This is a genomic window from Nonomuraea bangladeshensis (assembly GCF_039529455.1).
Lineage (GTDB): Bacteria > Actinomycetota > Actinomycetes > Streptosporangiales > Streptosporangiaceae > Nonomuraea > Nonomuraea bangladeshensis.
In genome coordinates this window covers 110366-130554 of the sequence record NZ_BAAAMV010000002.1, presented here as the reverse complement: position 1 = coordinate 130554, position 20189 = coordinate 110366, and the positions used below count along the sequence as shown (strand labels likewise).

Annotated in this window: 16 protein-coding genes and 1 pseudogene; 3 read left to right on the top strand and 14 right to left on the bottom strand. The window is 73.6% G+C overall.

The window, feature by feature from the left end:
• Positions 1 to 10: 10 nt before the first annotated feature.
• Both ABD292_RS04685 and ABD292_RS04680 read right to left on the bottom strand, forming a co-directional pair.
• Positions 11 to 220, bottom strand: coding sequence for a PLDc N-terminal domain-containing protein (locus tag ABD292_RS04685; protein WP_344205473.1), 210 nt, complete (start codon positions 218 to 220; stop codon positions 11 to 13).
• Positions 221 to 296: 76 nt separating this feature from the next.
• Complete coding sequence (locus tag ABD292_RS04680; protein ID WP_344205471.1) at positions 297 to 1010, bottom strand: universal stress protein; 714 nt, start codon at positions 1008 to 1010, stop codon at positions 297 to 299.
• Positions 1011 to 1115: 105 nt separating this feature from the next.
• On the opposite strand from ABD292_RS04680, the gene ABD292_RS04675 reads away from it, so the two are divergent.
• The gene (locus tag ABD292_RS04675; protein WP_344205470.1) at positions 1116 to 3377 is read left to right on the top strand and encodes a glycoside hydrolase family 65 protein; all 2262 of its coding nucleotides are present in this window, start codon (positions 1116 to 1118) and stop codon (positions 3375 to 3377) included.
• On the opposite strand, the gene ABD292_RS04670 is transcribed toward ABD292_RS04675, so the two are convergent.
• The 12 genes and pseudogenes from ABD292_RS04670 to ABD292_RS04615 form a co-directional block, all read right to left on the bottom strand.
• Positions 3378 to 5810, bottom strand: coding sequence for a PEP/pyruvate-binding domain-containing protein (locus tag ABD292_RS04670; protein ID WP_344205469.1), 2433 nt, complete (start codon positions 5808 to 5810; stop codon positions 3378 to 3380).
• 63 nt (positions 5811 to 5873) lie between these two features.
• Positions 5874 to 6992, bottom strand: a complete 1119-nt coding sequence (locus ABD292_RS04665) for a sensor histidine kinase (protein WP_344205468.1) — start codon at positions 6990 to 6992, stop codon at positions 5874 to 5876.
• Between the two features lie 11 nt (positions 6993 to 7003).
• A complete protein-coding gene (locus ABD292_RS04660; protein WP_344205466.1) occupies positions 7004 to 7657 on the bottom strand; it encodes a response regulator transcription factor in 654 nt (217 codons plus the stop codon).
• A gap of 35 nt (positions 7658 to 7692) precedes the next feature.
• Complete coding sequence (locus tag ABD292_RS04655) at positions 7693 to 8862, bottom strand: ABC transporter permease (RefSeq protein ID WP_344205465.1); 1170 nt, start codon at positions 8860 to 8862, stop codon at positions 7693 to 7695.
• The gene (locus ABD292_RS04650; RefSeq protein WP_344205464.1) at positions 8859 to 9509 is read right to left on the bottom strand and encodes an ABC transporter ATP-binding protein; all 651 of its coding nucleotides are present in this window, start codon (positions 9507 to 9509) and stop codon (positions 8859 to 8861) included. The genes ABD292_RS04655 and ABD292_RS04650 overlap by 4 nt, the downstream gene beginning before the upstream one ends.
• A complete protein-coding gene (locus tag ABD292_RS04645) occupies positions 9502 to 10536 on the bottom strand; it encodes a peptidoglycan-binding protein (protein WP_344205463.1) in 1035 nt (344 codons plus the stop codon). Before ABD292_RS04645 ends, ABD292_RS04650 begins: the two co-directional genes overlap by 8 nt.
• Entirely contained in the window at positions 10533 to 11009 is a 477-nt protein-coding gene (locus ABD292_RS04640) for a hypothetical protein (RefSeq protein ID WP_344205462.1), read from the bottom strand. The genes ABD292_RS04645 and ABD292_RS04640 overlap by 4 nt, the downstream gene beginning before the upstream one ends.
• 59 nt (positions 11010 to 11068) lie before the next feature.
• Positions 11069 to 13603: a cation-translocating P-type ATPase gene (locus ABD292_RS04635; RefSeq protein ID WP_344205460.1), complete on the bottom strand. Its 2535-nt coding sequence runs from the start codon at positions 13601 to 13603 to the stop codon at positions 11069 to 11071.
• Between the two features lie 94 nt (positions 13604 to 13697).
• Positions 13698 to 14531 (bottom strand): universal stress protein, encoded by an 834-nt coding sequence (locus ABD292_RS04630; protein WP_344205458.1) that lies wholly within the window; start codon positions 14529 to 14531, stop codon positions 13698 to 13700.
• Complete coding sequence (locus ABD292_RS04625; protein WP_425565033.1) at positions 14528 to 15379, bottom strand: universal stress protein; 852 nt, start codon at positions 15377 to 15379, stop codon at positions 14528 to 14530. The genes ABD292_RS04630 and ABD292_RS04625 overlap by 4 nt, the downstream gene beginning before the upstream one ends.
• Before the next feature lie 90 nt (positions 15380 to 15469).
• Positions 15470 to 15748 (bottom strand): hypothetical protein, encoded by a 279-nt coding sequence (locus ABD292_RS04620; RefSeq protein ID WP_344206451.1) that lies wholly within the window; start codon positions 15746 to 15748, stop codon positions 15470 to 15472.
• A gap of 61 nt (positions 15749 to 15809) precedes the next feature.
• Positions 15810 to 15998: pseudogene (locus ABD292_RS04615) on the bottom strand (putative quinol monooxygenase); the annotation flags it as partial.
• A 79-nt stretch (positions 15999 to 16077) separates the two neighbouring features.
• On the opposite strand from ABD292_RS04615, the gene ABD292_RS04610 reads away from it, so the two are divergent.
• Positions 16078 to 16734: a DUF6461 domain-containing protein gene (locus ABD292_RS04610; protein ID WP_344206431.1), complete on the top strand. Its 657-nt coding sequence runs from the start codon at positions 16078 to 16080 to the stop codon at positions 16732 to 16734.
• 321 nt (positions 16735 to 17055) lie between these two features.
• Positions 17056 to 20112 carry an AfsR/SARP family transcriptional regulator gene (locus tag ABD292_RS04605; protein WP_344205455.1) on the top strand — a complete coding sequence of 1019 codons (3057 nt, stop codon included), beginning with the start codon at positions 17056 to 17058 and terminating at the stop codon, positions 20110 to 20112.
• Positions 20113 to 20189 lie beyond the last annotated feature (77 nt).

Genomic DNA, 20189 nt, shown 5'->3' with positions numbered 1-20189 from the left:
ATTGTTCCGGTCAGCTCCGCCGTCCCCACAGCAGGTACGCGACGGGCCCCACCGGCTGGACGAAGATCGCCGGCCACCACAGTCCCTTGCGGCCCCGCACGTCCGCCGCGGGCCGCCGGCAGAGGTCGACCGCGGCGGCGGCGGTGAGCGCGATCTCCACGGACGCCAGCGCGATCACGACGCCCCGCCGCTTGCCCGACATGTCGTCCCAGCGCATCATGGGCTCCCTTCACTCGTTCGTACCGGCCCCATTGTGACGGTTCGCCTGCGAGGCCGAGCTGGAGCTCGGGTGGATCTCAGCCTCCCACCACCGCCACGGGGCAGGGCGCGTGCTGGAGGAGCGAGGCGGCGACGCCGGCGGGCGCGGCCCGCCGGCGGCCGACGACCACGAGGGTCGCGGTCCCGAAGTCGGCGGCCTGCTGGAGCGGCACGCCGGGATGGCGGGCCGCCCACCCGCTCACGTCCGCGCTCAGGTCCGCGGGGACCGCGAGGGGCAGCCGGCGCAGGGCGGCCTCCTCGAACGCGAAGTCCAGGACGACGCCGTCCGGGTCGCGGTCGGCCACGACGACCGGCCCCGGTTGCGACGCCGCGGGCAGCGGCCCCGGCCCCCGCACCACGATGACGGGGCAGTGGGCGTGCGTGGCGACGTACCCGGCCACCGAGCCCACGACCGCTCGCGGCAGCGCGCTGAGCCCGCGCGAGCCGACCACGACGAGCGCGGCCTCGTGGGAGAGCTCGACCAGGCGCTCGGCCGGGGGGCCCTCGTGCAGGTCCGTCTCCACGGTCAGGCCGGAGCTGGTGTGGCGGGCGCAGTCGGCGCCGTGCCACAGCACGTGCTCGGCCGCCTTGCGCAGGTGGGACCTGGCCTCCTCGGGGGCCTCGCCGTACGGCCACTGCCAGGCGTGGGCGACGGTCAGGGACAGTCCGCGGAGCTCGGCCTCGTCCAGCGCCCAGTCCAGCGCCTGCATCGAGAAGGCCGATCCGTCGTAGCCGAGAACGATGTGCTTCATGCCACTGCCTCCTGTCCGTACGCCTGCCCACGTCAGGGTGGCCCTACCACCACCGTCGTACGGGTCCCCTGTCTGGGCCGGCGGCGCGTGGGTAGCGTCACCGCCATGGCCACTCTCGCTCCGGCCAACCCCTGGACGCTCGTCTACGAGGGCTACGACCCCGCCGCCGAGGGGCTGCGGGAGGCGTTGTGCACGCTCGGCAACGGCCGCTTCGCCACCCGGGGCGCCACGCCCGACGGCCTGCACCGCACGCCCGGCACCTACCGGGCGGGCTGTTACGACCGGCTCGCCTCGCGGGTCGCGGGCCGTACGGTCGTCAACGAGGACCTGGTCAACCTGCCCGACTGGCTGCCGCTGACCTTCGCCACGCCGGGGTCGGACTGGTTCCACCCGGACGCGGCCGAGCTGCTGGACTACCGCCAGGAGCTCGACCTGCGGCGCGGGGTGCTGCTGCGGGAGCTGGCCTGGCGCGACGACGCCGGCCGGGTCACCCGCGTACGGCAGCGCCGCCTGGTGTCCATGGCCGACCCGGCCCTGGCCGCCCTGGAGACCACCTTCACCGCCGAGAACTGGTCGGGTCCGATCCGCGTCCGCGCCACGCTGGACGGGACGGTCACCAACCACGGCGTCGCCCGCTACCGCGACCTGCGCGGCGACCACCTGACCGACCACGCGGCCGGGGACGAGGCCGGGCTGACCTGGCTGACGGCGACGACCCGCTCCTCCCGGATCACCGCCGCGCTCGCCGCGCGGATCGACGCCCCGGTTCCCGGCCGGCCCGAGCGCGAGGGCAGCCGGATCGGCACCGAGCACGTGCCGCGCCTGGAGGAGGGCGTGCCGGTGACGGTCACGAAGATCGTGGCGCTGGTGACGTCCCGCGACCCCGCCGTCCACGACCCACGCTCGGCCGCGCTGCGCCGGGCCGGGCAGGCTCCCGGCTTCGGGGAGCTGCTGGCCGCGCACGAGGCGGCATGGGAGCGGCTGTGGGAGCGGGCCCGGCTGGAGGTGGGCGGCCCCGAGCTGGCGCAGCTCGTGCACCTGCACGTCTTCCACCTCCTGCAGACGCTCAGCCCGCACACCTTCGACCTGGACACCGGCGTGCCCGCCCGCGGCCTGCACGGCGAGGCGTACCGCGGTCACGTGTTCTGGGACGAGCTGTTCGTGCTGCCGTGGCTGAACCTGCGCTTCCCCGACATCTCGCTCGGCCTGCTGCGCTACCGCTGGCGGCGGCTGCCGGAGGCGCGGGCCGCCGCGCGGGCGGCCGGGCTCGACGGCGCGATGTTCCCCTGGCAGAGCGGCAGCGACGGCCGCGAGGAGACCCAGACCTTCCACCTCAACCCCGCCTCGGGCCGCTGGCTGCCGGACGTCTCCCACCTGCAACGCCACGTCGGCCTGGCCATCGCCTACAACGTGTGGCAGCACCACCTGGCGACCGGCTCCATGGCGTCGTGGTGCGCGGAGCTGCTGACGGACATCGCCCGCTTCTTCGCCTCGCTCGCCGTGCTCGACCCGGTCTCAGACAGGTACGAGATCCGCGGCGTCATGGGACCGGACGAGTACCACACCGCCCTTCCCGGCGCCGCCGCCCCCGGCCTGGACAACAACGCCTACACCAACGTCATGACCGTGTGGCTGCTGGCCCGCGCCCTGGAGCTCGGCCTCGCCCGGCCCGGGGAGAGCGCCCGCTGGGCGGACATCACCCGGCGCATGCGGGTCGACTTCCACGACGGCGTCATCAGCCAGTTCACCGGCTACGCCGGCCTGGCCGAGCTCGACTGGGGCCGCTACCGGGGCGTACGGCGGCTGGACCGGGCGCTGGAGGCGGACGGCGACGACGTCAACCGCTACAAGGCGTCCAAGCAGGGCGACACGCTGATGCTGTGCTACCTGCTCACCGCCGACGAGCTGCTGGACCTGCTGCGCCGGCTCGGCTACCCCGCCGATCTCGAGCTGATCCCCCGCACGATCTCCTACTACCTGGACCGGACCAGCCACGGCTCCACGCTCAGCGCCGTCGTCCACGCCTGGGTCCTGGCCCGCGCCGACCGGGCCCGCTCCTGGCAGTTCTTCGCCGAGGCGGCGCTCAGCGACATCAAGGACGTGCAGGGCGGCACCACGGCCGAGGGCATCCACCTGGGCGCCATGGGCGGCACCCTCGACATGCTGCAACGCTGCTACCTGGGCCTGGAGCCGCGCCCCGACGGCCTGCGGCTCGACCCGTGCCTGCCGGAACGGCTCGGGTCGCTGTCGATGCCGATCGAGTTCCGGGGCCGCCGGCTCCTCGTCGAGGCCGACCACGAGCGCACGCGCGTGGACGGCCTCACCCTGCCGCGCGGCGCCGCCGCCACGATCCCCTTCCCGCCCTGATCATCCGGGTTCCACGCGCACCGTCCCCGCCGTGCCGTCCACCGTGATCACCTGGCCCGTCCTGATCTCGGTGGTGGCGTCGCGGACGCAGATGACGGCGGGGATGCCGTACTCGCGGGCGACGGTGGGGCCGTGCGCCACCGGCGAGCCGGTCTCGGTCACCAGCCCGGCCGCGGTCATGAACAGCGGCGTCCAGCCCGGATCCGTGGTCGGCGCCACCAGGATCTCGCCCGGTTCGAGATGCGCGCCCATCGGGTCGCGGATCACCCGCGCCGGGCCGGTCGCCTGGCCGGCGGCCCCCGACATGCCGGTCAGCACGCCGTCCCTGGCTGGTGGCGCGGGGGCGAGCGTCTCCACGTCGGTCCCGTCGGACAGCAGCGCTCCGGGAACGGTACGGCGCCTCGCCTCCCGCTCGTGTTCGGCGCGCCGGGTCGCGACCGTCGCCCGGACGTCGAGCCCGTCCACGGCCGCCTGGGCCTCCTGGAGCGTCAGGAACATGATGTCGCCGGCCTGCTCCAGCCGGCCCTCCCCGACCAGGTCCGCGCCGACGAGGAGAAGCTGGCGCCGGGCCGCCTGGAGGGTCGGCAGCCAGGCGAACTTGCCGATCTCCCGCAGCCCGGTCAGCTCACGCGAGCGGCGCATGAGGAACACCGCGAGCCGTCCGCGCACCGGCCGCCTGGCCCGCGCGCGCCGTGCCAGCGTCGCGATCATCCGCTCGGCCCTGGCCGCCGCCGCCTCGAACCGCACGTCGGGCGCCTGCCCGGGATCGTCCACGCGCAGGTAGTTGGCGATCGTGGCGAACAGCGGCGCCGGGTCCTCCTCCCAGCGGGGGACGCCGACGTCGATCTCGGCCGCCGCGCGCATGCCGTATCTCGTCAGGAAGCCCGCCAGGCCGATGTCCGGGAGCTCACCCGCGGCGTACGCGGCGGCCAGCGCCTCCGGCGGCGTGTCCAGGAACAGCTCGCGGTGCTCGCGCGCCCGTACGGCGAGGCCCCAGAGCGCGAGGTCCATCTCCGTGGTCACGTTGTACGGCATGCCGCCGAGCACGGTGTCGAGCTCCTCGCGGGTGGCGACGCCGCCAAGCAGCCCGGCCGGGAGCGTACCGGCGAGCATCCCGGCCACCAGCGGCCCGAGGATGCCGTGCAGGTCGGGGCTCATGATCGGCCGGTGCGAGTCCTCGATCACCCAGCGCAGCCGCTCGGCGGCGGTCGCCGACGGGCCGGGCGGCGTGATCAGCCGCCTGATCTCGGCGAGCCCCCGGCGGGCGCGGGCGCGGGCGCGTACCGGGTCGGCCAGGCTCGACACCACTCCGGCGAGCGTACGCGGCAGCAGCCGCGCCGTGCCCTTGAGCACGCTGCCGACGCGGAACGGCAGGCCGGGCCGCGGCGCGAACCGCGGATCGTCCATCATCTGCAGCACGGCCGTCTGCACCCGCGGCCCGTAGACCTCCAGGGCGGGTCCGAGCCGCCGGCGCATGGCCTTGCTGCGCAGGAAGTCCGTCATGTCATAGAAGATCCGGCCGCCGATGGGCACCAGCCGGGGCAGCGGGTCACGCCGGTCGATCGTGGCCCCGACGCCCGCGAACCACAGGCTCGCGCCCGTCTTGAGCAGTGAGACGCCCATCGGCGTACACGGGCGCAGCATGCCCTGCATGTGACCGAACTCCAGGTAGAGCCGGGTGTCGCCGGTGTCGGGCGGCAGCGGGAAGAGCGTGGTGACCGGGCGCGACTGCAGCAGCCACGCCGTGTCGTCGGCGTCGATCGCCCACTCGACGTCCTGCGGCGAGCCGAAGTGCTCCTGCAGCCGCAGGCCGGCCGCGCGCAGCCGTTCGAGGTGGTCCGCGCGCAGGCAGCCGCCGGGGTTCGCGGCGGCCGGCGTCCCCTCGCGCAGCACGTAGTGGTCCGGCACGACGCTGCCCTCGACGATGGCGGTGCCCAGTCCGGGGGCGGCGTCGAGGACCATCTCCGTACGGCAGCCCGTGATCGGGTTGGCCGTGAACAGCACGCCCGCCGCGACCGGCTCGACCATGCGCTGCACCACCACCGCCATGGCGGCGTCGTCCACTCCGGCGGCGGCGCGGTAGGCGACGGCCCGCTCGGTGAACAGGGAGTCCCAGCAGCGGCGTACCGCGTCGACCAGCTCGCCGGCGCCCTCGACGCCGAGGTAGGTGTCCTGCTGGCCGGCGAAGCTGGCCTCCGGCAGGTCCTCGGCCGTGGCGCTGGAGCGGACCGCCACCCGCCCGCCGCCCAGCCGCTCGTAGGCGTCGATGAGCTCCCGCTCCGGGACCTCCCCCGACCGGTAGGACTCGACGGTCAGGCAGAAGCCGTCGGGGACGCGCTCACCTGCCCTGATCATCTCTCCGAGACCGGCGCCCTTGCCTCCGACGACGTCGATCATCGAAGCGTCGACGTCGGACAGCCAGACCAGTTGCATCGCGCATGCTCCTCGAAGCCGACTTCACCACGACCGTGCCGACCGGGCCTCACCGCACCCGCTTCAGACGGTAACTCCGCCGGGCGCCGCGCGAGAGAGCCTGACGGTCACGGCCAGGCCGCCGTCCTCGCGCGGCGCGGCGGCGACCGTGCCGCCGTGCGCCCGGACGATCGCCCGGACGATCGACAGCCCGAGGCCGGCGCCCGAGGCCGAACCGACGCGGTCGCGTTCGAGCCGGCTGAACGGCTCGAACAGCAGGGCGACCTGCGCGGCCGGCACCACGGGCCCCGTGTTCTCGACGGTGATGGCGACCTGGTCGGCGGAGGCGGCGGTGCGGACCTCGATGAGGCCGCGCTCGTCGTTGTACTTGGCCGCGTTGTCCAGCAGGTTGGCGACCATCCGCTCCAGCAGGACGGGGTCGCCGACGGTGGGGGCCGGCGGCAGGTCGGGCCGGTCGGCGAGGTCGCGCAGGTCCACCGGCTCCCGGACGGTCACCTCCCGCTCGCTCTGGGCCAGCAGGAGCAGCCCCTCGATCAGGCGCTCCTGCCGGCCGTTCGCGGCGAGCAGTTCGTCCCTGACGGGGCGCAGCGGCCGCGGGAGCGCGTCGTCGGCGAGGGAGACCTGCAGCAGCGCCCGGTTGATCGCGAGGGGCGTCCTGAGCTCGTGGGAGACGTTGGCGACGAACCGGCGCTGGCCGTCGAAGGCGCGGTCCAGCCGTTCCAGCATCGAGTCGAAGGTGTCGGCGAGCTCCCTGACCTCGTCCTGCGGGCCACCCAGCGAGATGCGGCGGTGCAGCGTCTCCTCCGACAGTTTCCTGGCCGTCTCGGTGACGGTCTGCAGCGGCCTCAGCGCCCTGCGGGCGACGAGCCATCCGGTCGCCAGCCCGGCCAGCCCCACGATGGCGGTCGCCAGCAGGGACCAGCGCAGCAGCCAGCTCATCACCAGCTCCCGGTAGCGGCCGATCTGGTCGTTCACGGACGAGGCCAGGAGCGCGCGGCTCCCGCCCGGCGGCGGGACCGGCCGCGGGACGGCCTCCCCGGCCTGCTGGATCATCGCCCCCTCGGCGAGGACCTGCTGGTTGACGATCTGATCGACCACGACGTAGTTGATCGCCACCAGGATGGCGGCGGCGAGGAAGAACACGCTTCCGTAGGTGAGGGTCAGGCGCCGGCGAATCGGCATCCGCCCCACGGTCAGAGCCGGTAGCCCGCGCCGGGCACGGTCTCGATCACGGGCGGCTGGCCGAGCTTCTTCCGCAGGGTCATCACGGTCATCCGCACGGAGTTCGTGAAGTAGTTGACGTTCTCGTCCCATGCCTTCTCCAGCAGGACCTCGGCGCTCACGACGGTGCCCTCGGCCCGCATGAGGACCTCCAGCACGGCGAACTCCTTCGGGCTGAGAGCGACGTACCGGGAGTCGCGGAACACCTGGCGGCGGGCCGGGTCCAGGGTGACCCCGGCCCGGGCCAGGACGGGCGGCACGGCCTGCGGGACGCGGCGGGCGAGCGCGCGCAGCCGGGCCACCAGCTCCGGGAAGTCGAACGGCTTCGTCAGGTAGTCGTCGGCGCCCAGGCCCAGCCCCTCGACCTTGGAGCGCAGGTCGCTCGCCGCCGTCAGCATGATGATCCGGGCCGGGACCCGCCCGGCGGCGAGCGCGCGGCACACGTCGTCGCCGTGCACGGCCGGCAGGTCCCGGTCCAGGACGATCACGTCGTAGTCGTGCGTCATGGCCCGGTCGACGGCGGCGGAGCCGTCATGGACGACGTCCACCGCCATCGCCTCCTTCCGCAGCCCGCTCGCCACGACCTCGGCGAGGACGCGCTCGTCCTCGGCAATGAGCACCCGCATACCGGACATGATCTCCCCCGCCGCGTAAGAGGTGGCTAAGCGGTCGCGAGGGCCAGCGTGGGCGGAAGCCTGGCCGCCCGCATCGCAGGCAAGATCCCCGCCACGGCCCCCACGAGGAGCGTCGCCGCCAGGCCGCCGCCCAGGGCCCACAAGGGGATCACGGCCTGGAGGTCCCGCCAGGCCGCGAACCCGAGCGTGACCGCCGCGCCGCAGACCGCGCCGGCCGCGCCGCCCAGGCAGGACAGCAGCAGCGACTCGGTCAGGAACTGCGTGCGCACCTGGCCGCGGGTGGCTCCCAGGGCCCGCCGGAGGCCGATCTCCCGCCGCCGTTCGAGCACCGAGATGACCATGGTGTTGGCCACTCCTACGCCGCCGACCAGCAGCGCGACCGCCCCGACGCCGAGCAGGACGCCGGTGAAGGCGTCCGTGGCCGCGGCCCGCGCGGCCAGGGCGTCCGAGGGGCGGCTGACCTTGACCTCCTCCGGATGCTCCGGACTCACCGTCCTGGCCAGCACGTCCCGGACGCCGGCGACGTGCTCGTCGGCGGCCCGCGTGTAGACGGTGGTCGGGTGGCCGTCGAACGCCAGGTAACGCTCCGCCGCCGGAAAGCCGATCAGCACCGACCGGTCGATCTCCGGCGCCAGCGTGGAGCCGTCCAGGACGCCGACGACCGTCCACCACTGCCCGCCGATCCACACCTGGTCCCCGGGCCCCGCGCCGAGCCGCCCGGCGGCCAGCGCCCCGAGGACGACGGCCCGCTGCCGCTCGGTCGCCGCGTTCAGCCACAGCCCCCGCCTCAGCGAGGTCTTGAGCGTCGTGAGCAGGTCGGCCGTGGCGGCCTGGACCAGGAGCCCGGCGGTTCTGGCCCGGGGGATGTGAGCGGTGCGGTAGGCGGGCACGCCGGTCAGCCCGGTGGACGCCACCGACTCCACCGCTTCGACGGCCTTGACCATCCTGGTGGCGGTCTTCGGCAACCGGGCGGCCCCGCCGAACACGGTGTCGCCGGGCCCGGCCCGCAGCAGGCCGGTGCCGAGCCGGTCGAGCTGGTCCAGCAGGTCCGCCCTGCTGCTGGCGGAGATGCCGACGACGGCCACCATGGTGGCGATGCCGATCGCGACCCCCAGGGCCGACAGCAGCGCGCGGGCGGGGCGCGAGCGCAGCCCTTCCACGCCGACCAGGATGACGTCGTACGCCGCGAGCCTCATACGATCCGCCCGTCCCGCAGCCGGACCCGCCGGGGAGCGGCGGCGGCGACCTCGCTGTCATGGGTGATGACGGCGACCGTGGTGCCGTCGCCGTGCAGCCGGCGCAGGATCGCCAGGACCTCGGCCCCCGCGGCGCTGTCCAGGTTGCCTGTGGGCTCGTCCGCCAGGAGCAGCGCGGGCTCCCCCACGATCGCCCTGGCCACGGCGACCCGCTGCTTCTCGCCGCCGGACAGCTGGCCGGGCCGGTGATCCAGGCGATGGCCGAGCCCCACGCGCCGCAGCGCCTCGGCCGCCCGCCGGGTGCGCTCGCCGCGCCGTACGCCCGCGTAGAGCAGGCCGTCGGCCACGTTGCCGAGCGCGCTCAGGTGCTCCGACAGGTGGAAGGACTGGAAGACGAAGCCGATGTGGCGGGCGCGCAGCTCGGCCAGGCCCGCGTCGTCGAGGCCGGCGACGTCGTGCCCGGCGATGCGCACGGTCCCCGCCGACGGGCGGTCCAGGGTGCCGATGAGGTGCAGCATGGTCGACTTGCCCGAGCCGGACGGGCCCACGATGGCGACCAGCTCGCCCGCCGCCACCCGCAGATCCACGCCGCGCAGCGCGCGGACCCCGCCCGGGTACGTCTTCTCCGCGCCGATCAGCTCAATCACCGGGCACCTCGACGTTCATCCCGGCCCGGAGCCCGGCGCCGGTGATCTCCACCCGCCCTGCGGCGAACAGGCCCGTCGTCACCTTGACGAGGCGCCGGCCCGCGCCCTCGACGACGCGCACGGCGTACCCTCCTTCGCGTACCGCGAGCAGCGCCTCGACCGGGACGGACAGCACGCCGGCCCGCGTCTCGCCGCGCATCGCCACCGCGACCGGCGCTTGGTCGTAGCCGTCGAGCTCGCCGTCCAGGGTCACCTCGACGTCGAGGGTCGGCACGCCGCCCTGCTCCCGCGGCCGGCGGGCGACGCCGCCGATCGACGTGACGCGGCCGGTGGCGCGCTCGCCCGACGGGCTCTCCAGGCCGACCTCCGCCCGTGGCGTCACCAGCCGCCGGTCGGTGACCGGCAGGTCGATGTGCACGATCAGCGTCGTGTCGGTCACGGTGACGGCCGTCGCGCCGGCCGGCGCGCCCTTGGCGCCGGTCACCTCGGCGACGCGGACAGGGCCGGGCGCCACGATCACCTGCGCGCCGTCCACCCGGCCGGTCCTGGGCAGACCGCTCGCGCCCTGCCAGGCTTCGACCGCCTTCTCCGTCTCGGCGGTGAAGACGTCGTCGATCGTGCCGGGGTCGTGGCCGAGGGCCTTGAGGTTGCGTTCCAGCTGCTTGACGTCCTTGCCCCGCGACCCCCGCGACAGCCGCCGGTAGACGGGCGTCTCGCCGTACATGAGCAGCACGGGCCTGCCGGCGACCTCGTAGAGCCATTCGCCCCTGCGGACTACGCCGCCCTCGGGCCGGGTGTCGGTGATCACGCCGCGGGCCTGGTTGGGCAGGGCGCGGCGGGCGGCGTAGCCCAGGGTGCCTGGCACGGTGAGCTCGTCCACGAGGTCGGACCGGGTGACGGGGGCCGTCCTCGTGGGCGCGGCGGCCTCGGGCGGCTCGCCGTCGCGGGCGGCGCCGGCGGCCACGACGGCGGCCACGACGGCGCCGCCGGCCACCACGGCGACCGGCAGGCGGGCGCGCCTTCTCACTGCTCGCCACCCCGCGGCAGCAGCGGCCGGCACGCCTTGTCGGCGTTCTTCATCACCGGCGAGTCGGGAGTCATCCCCTTCTGCCCGGACAGGCCCATCCGGGCCTGACCGCCCTCGAATTTCGGGTCCGGCATGTCGACGCCGTGCTCGCGCATGCATTTCGCGTACGCGATTAATTTCGCCTGATCGGCCGCGGGGACTTCGCCCGCACTCTTTCCGGCCGTGACGGGCGCGTACTTTTTGCAGGCCTCCTGAGCCTTTTCCAGCACCGCTTTGCCGCCCGAGGGCATTTTCAGGCGGATGCCTCCCTCGACGCCGGGGTCGTCCATCTCGACGCCGTGCTCGCGCATGCATTGCGCGTACTTCACCCCGTCGCCCTGCGTCCCCGCCGGGCCGGGTGCGGCCGGTCCGCCGCCGCAGGCGGCCACGCCCGCCAGCAAAAAGGCGGCGCCGAGCCAATTCAATGTCTTCATGCCGGATTTATAGCGAGCCGCCGTTAAGCATGCGATAAGCGAATATGTTTATGCGATGTTTATTCCGCTGCATTTCTTGCCGGCCGGGCCGGTGGAACGGGCTCGCGGTGCAGGATCCGGTCCAGGCGGGCGGCGGCGTAGCCGAGGAGCGACAGGACGGCCACGACGACCAGGTCACCGGCGGCCAGGGGCTCGGTGCCGAGGAGCTCGCGCAGCAGCGGCACGTACAGGCCCGCGAGCTGCAGCACGAGGGCCCCCGCCACGGCGAGCGGCAGCATGAGGTTGGCCGTCGAGCCGGGGCGGGCGCGCGAGCCGAGCGCCACGCCGAGCTGGGTGGCGCCGAGGGCGAAGAAGGCCATGCTCTGCCAGGGACGGCCGGTGTGCAGGGCCCAGACGGCGACGCCGAGCGTGACGGCGGTCAGCACGACGGCGAGGCGGACGACGCGCTGCCACAGACCGGCGCGCAGGATGCTCTGGTCGGGCGGGCGGGGCGGGCGGTTCATCGCGGCGGGGTCGGCGGGCTCGCCCCCGAGCGCGACGCCCGGCAGGCCATGGGTGAGCAGGTTGATCCACAGGATCTGGGCGGGCAGCAGCGGCAGCGCCAGCCCGAAGAGCGGCCCCAGCAGCATGACGGCGATCTCGGCCGCGCCGCCGGACAGGCCGTAGACGAGGAAGCGGCGGATGTTGGCGTAGACGCGCCGGCCCTCCTCGGCGGCGGCCACCACCGTGTCCAGGTCGTCGTCGGCCAGCACCAGGTCGGCGGCCTGCCGGGCGACCTCGGTGCCGCGCCGGCCCATGGCCACGCCGATGTCGGCGCGGCGCAGCGCGGGCCCGTCGTTGACGCCGTCGCCGGTCATCGCCACCACGTCGCCGCCCGCGCGCATGCCTTCGATGAGGTCGAGCTTCTGCTCGGGGGTGGCGCGGGCGTAGACGGCCACGCCGTCCGGAACGGGCAGGTCGCGGCAGTCGGCGACCGGGTCGCCGGGGCCGATGATGCCGAGCTCGGTGGCGATGGCGCGCGCCGTGCCCGGATGGTCGCCGGTGATGAGCACCGGCCGGATCCCGGCCCGGCGGCAGTCGGCGACCGCGCCGGCCGCGGCCTGGCGGGGCGGATCGACGATGGCGACCAGCCCGAGCAGGTCCAGCCCCTCCTCGGGCACCTCGCGGGGCGCGGTCGCGAGGTCGGCGCGGGCGACGGCCAGCACGCGGTAGCCCGCGCGGGCGTAGCGTTCGGCCCGTTCGGCGGCCCGGAGGTGGGATTCGGGGTCGCCGGTGAGCACCGGCGGGCGCAGCAGGGCCTCCGGGGCGCCCTTGCAGATCACCGTGACCCCGCCACCGCCGGGCCGCGCGTGCAGGGTGCTCATGCGCTTGCGCACGCTGTCGAAGGGGCGTTCGGCCAGGCGGTCGTGGCGCGCGTGCAGGTCGGCGCGGTCGAGACCGGCCTTGGCGGCGGCGGCCAGCAGCGCGGCCTCGGTGGGGTCGCCGAGCGCCTGCCATCGGCCGTCCTCGTCCTTGAGGAGGCGGGCGTCGTTGCAGAGGGCGGCGGCGGTGAGCAGGTCCGCGAACGCGGCGGGCGGATCGCCCTCGAACCGCCCCGCGGGATCATAGCCGGTGCCGGTGAGCGTGGCCTCGGCCGTGGGGGTCCACAGGTGGCGGACGACCATGCGGCCCTCGGTGAGGGTGCCGGTCTTGTCGGTGGCGAGGACCGTGACGGAGCCGAGCGTCTCGACGGCGTGCAGGCGGCGTACGAGAGCCTGCCGCGCGGCCATCCGCCGCGCGCCCAGCGCCAGGCTCAGCGTGACCACGGCCGGCAGCGACTCGGGCACGGCCGCCACCACCAGGCTGATCGCGGTCACCACCATCAGCTCGACCGGCTGCCCCCGCATCAGGCCGAGCGCCCCGACCACCACGCACAGGAACACGGTGACCCCGGCCAGCAGCCGCCCCACCCCGATCAGGCGGCGCTGCAGCGGCGTCAGGCCGGAGCCCTTCGCCATCAGCGCGGCGATGCGCCCGGCCGCGCTGGCCGAGCCGGTGGCCGTGACCTCGGCCCGGCCCCGCCCGCGCGCCACGACCGTGCCCGCCGACACCTTCTCGCCCGGCTCCTTGTCCACGGGGACGGACTCGCCGGTCAGCGCCGACTCGTCCACCAGCAGCGCCGCGGCCTCCTCCACGCGGGCGTCGGCCGGCACGATGTCCCCTTCGGCCAGCACCAGCAGGTCACCGGTCACGACGTCGGCCGCGGGGATCTGCCGCTGCGCCCCGTCACGTACGACGCGGGCGACGGGCGCGGTGAGCTCGGTCAGGGCGGTGATGGCGCGGTCCGCGCGGACCTCCTGCGTCACGCCGACGCCGGTGTTGACCACGATCACCAGCATGATCACGGCCATGTCCGCCCAGTCGCCGGTGATCGCGGTCAGCGCGGCGGCCACCAGCAGCACGATGATCAGCGGGTCACGGAGCTGCCCGGCGACCCGCCGCCACAGCGCCACCGGGGGGCGGGAAGGCAGGAGGTTCGGGCCGTCCCTGCGGAGCCGGGCGTCCGCCTCCCGCGAGGACAACCCCGACCGGCGGCCGGTCTCCGAAGCGCCCATCTCTCCTGCTCCCCCTCGTAGGCGTCGCACCATTCTCCCAGGTCAGAGGGGTTCGGCCGGGGTCCTGCGCGCGGAGCAGGTGCGAGCCTTCGGTTCACTCCTGCGGGCGTACCACCGCGACCGGGCAGCGCGCGTGGTGGAGCACCCCTCGGCTGACCGACCCGAGGAACAGCGAGCCGAGCGCGCCGCGCCCGTGCGAGCCGACCACGATCAGGTCGCAGGCGACGCCGGTGAGCGCGTCGATCGGGTGCGCGTTCTGGACGTCCTCGACGACCTCCACGTCCGGAAATTTCGCCCGCCAGGGCGCGAGCCGGGTGCTGACGAGCCGGTGCCGGGAGGCGCGTACCTCGTCCAGGTCGTAGGAGATCTCGGGGGCGAAGGCGTGCACGGGCACCTGCCAGGCGTGGATCGGACGCAGCGTGGCGCCGTACGACCTGGCCCGCTCGAAGGCGTAGCCGAGGGCCGGCTCGCAGGTGTCGGACTCGTCGACGCCGACCCCGATGACGCCGGTCTCCTCCCGGGGCTCGGCGCGTACGACGACCACGGGGCAGCGCGCCCGCGCGGCCACCTCCGTGGTGACCGAGCCGAGCAGGGCGCCGGCGAACCCGCCCACGCCGCGATTGCCGACGACCACCTCGCTCGCCTCCTGCTCGCGCAGCACGGCCGCGGGAACGCCCTCCACCAGGCGGGTGCTCACCTCTACGGCCGGCTGCCGGGCGCGGGCGGCCTCCTCCGCGGTCGCCAGCACCTTGCCCGCCGCCCTCCGCAGGGGTTCCTGCTGGCCTGCGAAGATCTCGTACGGCCGCAGGTCCAGGACGTGCACGACCCGCAACTTCGCGCCGGCCCTGGCCGCGTCGTCGGCGGCCCACTCGACGGCCGTGGTGCTCGGCGCCGAACCGTCCACGCCCGCGACGATCAGGCCGGTCACGGTCCCTCCCGGCCGGTGGTTTCGCGTGGCCGTACCACGGCCACCGGGCACTTGGCGTGGTGCAGCACGCCGTGGCTGACCGAGCCGAGCACCGCGGAGGAGAACCCGCCCAGCCCGCGTGAGCCGACGACGACGAGATCCGCCGTGTCCGTGGCGTCGGAGAGCGCGGCCACGGGATGGTCGCGCAGTTGCTCGTCGTCGATCACGATGTCGGGGTTGGCCTCCCGCCAGCGGTCCGCCCGCTCGTGGGCCGCCCGCGCGTCCTCCTCGAAGTAGGCCGCGAGCTGAGGGCCCTGAACCGGCCAGGAGGACTCCACCACCGGCACCCGCCAGGCGTAGATCACCCGCAGGCGGGCCTGGCGGGCGCGGGCCTGTTCGATCGCGTACGCCACGGCCTCCCGGGCGTGCGGCGAGCCGTCGTCACCGGCCACGACCAGACCGTGCTCGCCGCCGACGTCGCCGTGGACGATCACCACGGGGCCGGCGGCGTGACCGGCCACGGCCAGCCCCACGGAGCCGAGCAGCATCCCGGCGAACCCGCCCGCGCCCCTGCTGCCGAGCACCACGCTGTCGGCGGACGCCGACTCGGCCACCAGCACGTCGATCACGTTGCCGGCCAGCATCGCCGTACTGACCTGGACATCCGTGCTCAGCGCGCGAGCTCTGTCCGCCGCCGCCTCCAGCGCGCCCTCGCAGTACCTCGACGTGTCCACGCCATGCGACCACTGCTCACAGACGTGCACGATCCGCAGCGGCAACCCCCGCCTGCGGGCGTCGGCGGCGGCCCACTCCACGGCCGGCGCCGATGACGGGGAGCCATCCGTACCGACCACGACAGGTCCACCCATCATCCCTCGCCTCCACCGGCCGGCTCCCCTACAACCTCCCCATTCCCATAACGGACAACAAGACACGATCAATCAGAAACCATCGCTCTGTCAGGACAGTCCCGGCTCGCGCCGACCAACCAGCCGATCCCACGCGGGGACGAGGCGGTCGAGAGCGCTGTCGTCGTTGAGCTCCCACAGCGAGCTCGTGGGGTTGGCCTCGATGGCGAGGGCGAGAGTCACGCCCACGACCGCGCGCGGCACGATCCGGGCGACACTGGGACGGCGGTTCAGCCAGCCGTCCAGGGCATCGAGGAAGGCCGCCTCGGCGGCGAGGACGAAGGCGATGCTGAACGCCCACGCCCGCGCCGACGCGAGCTCCCTCTCCAAAGACCCCAGCATCGAGCATCACAGCACGTTGCGCGTCACTGGGACCATCGCTACGGAACGCCTCGACGGCCGGCAGCGACTCCCAGCGCTCGAAGATGTTGACGCGACCGGCATCCACCAGGTCCGCGCTGACGGCGAAGTCCAGGCAGCCGGGTGCCCGGCGGGCCAACTCGATGACGCCCACGCAGTCCGCCAGATAGCGTTCACGCTGTTGCGGCTCGACGACGACATGCCCCGCGGTGATCACCATTCATCACTCCTCTGCCAGGCCCGAACGTGACCGTCCTGAACTGTGACCATCGACCGAGCCGGAACCGGCGGCCAGAGTGATGCTCGACAAGGCGCCGACCAGGACGGGCTGGTCGGCGCTCGCTCACGAACAGGGGATGCCGTTGAACGACATGAAAGAGCATTACTCCGACATCGCCGGCTACTTCTCCGAAACTCTGTGCATCACCTGGTGTGAGGGACTCACCCTCGACGAGGTGGCCGTTGTCTTCGGCAGCGGCCCGGACACCGGCCTGCGATACGACCTGGTCGAGGCGGAGAACGCCGGCCACGAAGCGCGAGAGGAGGCCGGCGGCGTCGCCTGCAGCGCGATCGCCGGGCAACTCGGCTCCTGGTTGGTCGTCGTGGAGCCCGATTACGGCGACACCGGCTCCGATCATGAAACCCTCCGTGCGCTGTCCGCGAAAGGCAAGGCCCTCAACGTCTACTCAGGCGTCAACAGCCACAGCCTCGACTACTACGTGAATGCGCAGCCGCTGACCGTTCTGCAATTCATGGAGTGGGGGGAGGAGCCTTTCCACCGGCAGGGCGAGCAACCGCACCTGCTGGACGATCTCGTCGGAGACTTCTCCGGCAAGCGGGCCACGGACTTCCAGGCGTTCGCGCTGGCGCTGGCCGAGCGGATGACGGGCGTCCGCCTGACCCACGACTGGCTGTTCGACAAGCACCGCTGGCTACGGTGGGAGAATTGGGATTAGGCATCCTTATGAACCTTGGCCGACTGACCGAGGGTCAAGATCTGCATCTCACCTCCAGGGACTCCAGGCAATGTAAATGGCGCACTCCTTTACAGCGTAGATCCACAGCTGTGAGCAACCCACCTCGGACGCCCATGGTTCTCAGCGGGCGGGTTCGTCGCCTCACTCGTGCAGTTCCTGGCGGGGCCTTCCGATGCCTCGCCATGAAGCGTGTTCCGAAGGGACTGCACATGGAACGGCTCTGCCAAGATTCCGGACCCGGGCACCCCATGCCCGTGGGGGCCCTGGATCTTGGTCGCGGTTGCCTCCATACTGCCGTGGGTGACGTTGCGGATAGAGATCCTCGGCTCCCTCCGTGCTTATCGTGGGCAGGCGGAACTCGACCTCGGACCGGCCCAGCAGCGAAGCGTCCTGGCCGTGCTGGCCCTGGCCGAGGGCCGCTGCGCGCCGATGTCAGAGCTGGTCGACATCCTGTGGGGCGAGAGATCGCCCGCCACGGCCGTCAACGTCCTGCACACCTACGTCAAACGGCTGCGGCGCATCCTCGAACCCGATCGCCCCAGCCGCGTGGCCAGCCGCCTGCTCCCGCGCGTCGGCGACGGCTACCTGCTCAGCACCGACGAGGTCGAGGTGGACCTCTGGGAGTTTCGCGCCCTGGCCAGGCAGGGTGGCGGTCACGATCGGGTGCGGCGGGCGGTGGCGCTCTGGCGCGGCCAGCCGCTGGCCGAGCTGCGCCCCCTGGCGGGGCATCCGCTGCTGGCGGGACTGGCCCAGGAGCTGATCGTCGCCCTGGAGACCTTTGCCGAATCGGCCGTCCTGAACGGGCACGCGGTCGACGTGCTGCCCCTGGCCGAGGAGATGGGCCGCATGGCGCCGCTGGACGAGCGCGTTCACAGCGTCCTCATTGAGCTCTACCTGGCCACCGGCAGGCGGGCCGAGGCGCTGATGCACTACCGCGACATCAGCCGCAGGCTCGACGAGGAACTCGGCGTGCGGCCGGGTGCGCAGCTCGCTGCCGCCCACGAGCTCGCCCTGCACGCCGACACGCTCCAGCCGGGCAAGCAGCAGGCCGCCAAGCCGCAGGCGGGCGGGCAGCCGGCCGCGCCGGGGTGGGGAAGATTACCCGTCCCCGCCCAGCTCCCTCCCGACATCAGCGACTTCTCGGGCCGGCTCGGCCAGCTCTCGGCGCTGTCGCGCATCCTCGGCTCCCCGGCCGACGGTCGTACGGCGATGCCGACGGCGGTGGTCACCGGGCTGGGCGGCGTCGGCAAGACCACCCTGGCCGTGCATCTGGGGCATCTGTTGCGGGAGAACTTCCCCGACGGCCAGCTCTTCGTCGACCTGCACGGCACCGACCGGCCCGCCGCCGATCCCGCGGCGGTGCTGCACCGGCTGCTGATGTCCATGGGCGTGAACGGGTCTGTCATCCCCAAGGAGCTCGACGACCGGGTGGCGCTGTACCGCAGCAGGATGGCGGGCCGCCGGGTGCTGCTGGTGCTGGACAACGCCGTGGAGGAGAGCCAGGTGCGCCCGCTGCTGCCCGGCGCCGCCACCTGCGCCACGGTGGTCACCAGCCGGTCGCGGCTCATGGGATTGAGCGGCGCGCACCGGCTCGACCTCGGCGTCTTCACCGCCGACGAGGCGATGGACGTGCTCGTGCACCTGATCGGCGAGCAGCGGGTGAGGGGTGAGGGCGACGCCGCCCGCGCGATCCTGGAGGCGTGCGGCCACATCCCGCTGGCCGTCCGCGTGGCGGGCGCCCGCCTGGCCGCCCAGCCCCACCTGAGCCTGGAACGTTTCCGCAGGCAGCTGAGCGACGAGCGCCGCAGGCTGGACCACCTGTCGGCCGGTGACCTGGCGGTGCGAGCGACCTTCGGGCTGAGCTACGACGCGCTGCCGCCGGCCGTACGGCGGGCCTTCCGCGTCCTGGGGCTGCTGGACGTCACCGACTTCGCCGACTGGACCCTGGCGGCCCTCCTGGACGAGCCGCAGGAGCAGGCGGAGCGCCTGCTCGACCAGCTCATCGACGTGCAGCTGGTGTCGGTCGCCGACCAGGACGAGACGGGCGAGCCGCGTTACCGCATGCACGACCTGATCAAGCTGTACGCGGCGGAGCGGGCGGCGCTGGAGGACGACGAGGCCGCGCGGGAGGAGGCCAGGGTCAGGGCCTACGCGACCTGGCTCTCGCTCGCCGAGCAGGCGGACACGGAGCTGGCCTACCGGACCCTGCCCGCGCTGCGCGGTCCGGCGCCCCGTAGGAGGCTGCCGGCGGAGCACACCGGCCTGCTGCTGGACGATCCGGTGAAATGGTTCCAGAGCGAGCGGGCGAACCTGGCGGTCGTGATCACGCAGAGCGCTCGCGAGGGACGAGCCGACCTGGCGTGGAACCTGGCCGAGGCGTGCGTGGGCTTCCACGAGATGCGCGACCTGCTGGAGGAGAGCCAGGCGGTGCACGCGGTCGCGATGGCGGCGTGTGGCGAGGACGTTCCGCGTGGGCGGGCGGTGATGGCCCGCAACCTCGCCTACCTGTTCAGCGTGCCGATGATCCAGCCGCTCGCGATGCACGAGCACGCCCAGATCGCGCTCGACCTGTTCCGCTCGGTGGGAGACGTCCGCGGCGAAATCCATGCGCTCGCGATGCTGGGCACCGCGGTGCTCGCCGAGGGGCACGGCGAGGAGGGTCTGGAGCTGATGCACCTGGCGCAGCGGCTGACCGGGGAGCACGGCCACGATGCGGGCTTCGACTTCGTCCACGCGGGCCTGGGTTTCACCTACCGTGAGCGCGGCGAGCTGGAACTCGCCTCGGCGCACCTCGAGCGGGTGGTCGAGCGGGCCAGGGATCGCAAGGTGAACCGGCTGCACCTGACGGCGCTCCGCTCGCTCGGCATGGTCCGCCACTACCAGGGCCGTTACGACGAGAGCCGCGAGGCGCTGCTGCAGGGCCTGCGGCTCAGCAGGAGCCTCGGAGTGCGGCTGAAGGAGCTGCTGGCGCTGGTCGTGCTCGGCGAGAGCGGGGTGCTCACCAAGCAGCCGGACGCCGACTCCTTCCTCGACACGGCCGAGGAGCTCAGCGAGGAGATGGCCGGCGAGATCACCCGCGCCATCGTCTCGCGGAGCCTGGCCACCAGGGACCTGGTGAACGGCCGCTTCGAGCAGGCGCGCGAGCGTCTGCTGTTCTCCCTGCGGGTCTTCCGCGAGCTGGGGGTGCTGCACCTTCAGGCCATGGTGCTGAAGGCCCTCGGCATCGCCCACGTCATGCTGGGCGAGAACGCGCAGGCCCTGGCGGCGTGGGAGGAGGCCAGGGGACTGTACGGGAGGATCGGCAACCGGCATGAGATGGAAGAGATCGAGACGCTCGTCGCCGGAGCCACCGGCTGACGGTGATCCATTCGGCGTCCAGTCGTGATCCATTCGGGTGGTCTAGCCTCCGTGGCGGATCCACCGCCGGATCCGCC

Bases quoted from the DNA above. Each gene is read 5' to 3' on its own strand.
- ABD292_RS04685 (WP_344205473.1), bottom strand. From the start codon at position 220: ATGATGCGCTGGGACGACATGTCGGGCAAGCGGCGGGGCGTCGTGATC.
- ABD292_RS04680 (WP_344205471.1), bottom strand. From the start codon at position 1,010: ATGAAGCACATCGTTCTCGGCTACGACGGATCGGCCTTCTCGATGCAG.
- ABD292_RS04675 (WP_344205470.1), top strand. From the start codon at position 1,116: ATGGCCACTCTCGCTCCGGCCAACCCCTGGACGCTCGTCTACGAGGGC.
- ABD292_RS04670 (WP_344205469.1), bottom strand. From the start codon at position 5,810: ATGCAACTGGTCTGGCTGTCCGACGTCGACGCTTCGATGATCGACGTC.
- ABD292_RS04665 (WP_344205468.1), bottom strand. From the start codon at position 6,992: ATGCCGATTCGCCGGCGCCTGACCCTCACCTACGGAAGCGTGTTCTTC.
- ABD292_RS04660 (WP_344205466.1), bottom strand. From the start codon at position 7,657: ATGCGGGTGCTCATTGCCGAGGACGAGCGCGTCCTCGCCGAGGTCGTG.
- ABD292_RS04655 (WP_344205465.1), bottom strand. From the start codon at position 8,862: ATGAGGCTCGCGGCGTACGACGTCATCCTGGTCGGCGTGGAAGGGCTG.
- ABD292_RS04640 (WP_344205462.1), bottom strand. From the start codon at position 11,009: ATGAAGACATTGAATTGGCTCGGCGCCGCCTTTTTGCTGGCGGGCGTG.
- ABD292_RS04635 (WP_344205460.1), bottom strand. From the start codon at position 13,603: ATGGGCGCTTCGGAGACCGGCCGCCGGTCGGGGTTGTCCTCGCGGGAG.
- ABD292_RS04625 (WP_425565033.1), bottom strand. From the start codon at position 15,379: ATGGGTGGACCTGTCGTGGTCGGTACGGATGGCTCCCCGTCATCGGCG.
- ABD292_RS04610 (WP_344206431.1), top strand. From the start codon at position 16,078: ATGCTCGACAAGGCGCCGACCAGGACGGGCTGGTCGGCGCTCGCTCAC.